Raw genomic sequence first — 1,483 nt, 5'->3', positions numbered from 1 at the left:
AGTTGGTAGTAGCGCATGACTGTTAATCATGATGTCGTAGGTTCGAGTCCTACTGGCGGAGTAATTTAATTAAGAGGTTTAGACCTCTTTTTTTTTGTTATGTAATTAATAATCTATCTCGTGTTATTAGAGGCGAGACATTTTTCTTGGCTAGAAAAGTTTCATATCCTTCCATTTTTGAGCAATGATAGCACTTAAAACGGCGTTTTCTAAGAAGGATTCTGATTTGAATTTTTTTTACTAGACTTCCTGCGAAACTAAAATCCTAGTTCACGATTGATAATACCAGCAATTAAATTCATTCGTAATTCAAACCGTTTGCGTCGATTTCGATAGATTGTTGAAAATATTTTAAACGTTTTTACTTTGGAAAAAATATTCTCAACCTTGATTCTCTCTTTAGATAGCGCATGGTTATAGGCTTTATCTTCAAGAGTTAGTGGCTTAAGTTTGCTTGATTTCCTAGGAGTTTGCGCTTGTGAATACATCTTCATGAGTCCTTGATAACCACTGTCAGCCAAGATTTTACCAGCTTGTCCGATATTTCTGCGATTCATTTTGAACAATTTCATATCGTGGTAATAGTTCACAGCGATATCCAAAGAAACAATTTTCCCTTGGCTTGTGACAATCGCTTGAGCCTTCATAGCATGATATTTCTTTTTACCAGAGTAATTAGCTAGTTGATTTTTTTAGGACGATTTATTTTTACCTCTGTTGCATCCACAATCACCGTATCCTCAGCACTAAGATGAGTTTTTGAAATCGTAAAACCACTTTGAATAAGAGTTGATTCACCCCATTGACTCCGACGGATTAAGTTGCTTTCGTGAATGCCAAAATCAGCCGCAATTTGTTCATAAGTACGGTATTCTCGCATGTATTGAAGAGTAGCCATGAGGAGGTCTTCTAGGCTTAACTTAGGGGTTCGTCCCCCTTTTGTGTGTTTACGTTGATAAGCTATCTTTAACACAGCTAACATCTCTTCAAAAGTAGTGCGATGAACACCAACAAGGCGCTTAAATCGTACATCTGTTAATTGTTTACTTGCTTCATAATTCATAGTTTTATTGTATCATATTTTGTTTCGCAGGAAGTCTACTATAAAATCAGATCCATGATACCTATATAAAAATATTATAGTCTAATAGGATTTACCCAAAAGTTTTAAGGAGGTCTTTTTAGAACTTTAATCGTTTAAAATTTATACTCATCTACTTTCAAAAAGCATTCTAGTCCATCGCCGATTAACGATGGACTTTATCACCTCCTTCTCCAGTGCTTGTATGACATCTTCCAAAGTTCGAAAGGCTTTATTCTTAAATCCACGTTTACGAATCTCTTTCCACACTTGTTCAATGGGGTTCATCTCTGGTGTATACGGAGGAATAAAGGTAAAACCAATATTAGTCGGAATCTTTAAGGTACTTGATTTATGCCATATAGCATTATCCATGACCAGTAAAATATAGTCATCTGGATA

2 protein-coding genes are annotated in these 1,483 nt (G+C 35.4%); both read right to left on the bottom strand.

Annotated elements, in window-relative coordinates; genetic code table 11:
- Positions 1–257 precede the first annotated feature (257 nt).
- Positions 258–1,063, bottom strand: a protein-coding gene (locus ADI86_RS11115; RefSeq protein WP_152906148.1) for an IS5 family transposase whose coding sequence is annotated in 2 segments (ribosomal slippage) — positions 258–686 and positions 689–1,063 — 804 coding nt in all. Because the reading frame shifts where the segments join, the coding sequence is not laid out codon by codon here.
- Between the two features lie 147 nt (positions 1,064–1,210).
- Positions 1,211–1,483: transposase (locus ADI86_RS05400; RefSeq protein WP_049532091.1), on the bottom strand; the 273-nt coding region annotated here is incomplete at its 5' end.

Origin of the sequence: Streptococcus pseudopneumoniae (assembly GCF_001074975.1) — a bacterium.
Taxonomy (GTDB): Bacteria; Bacillota; Bacilli; order Lactobacillales; family Streptococcaceae; genus Streptococcus; species Streptococcus pseudopneumoniae_D.
This window is presented reverse-complemented; position numbering and strand designations above follow the sequence as displayed.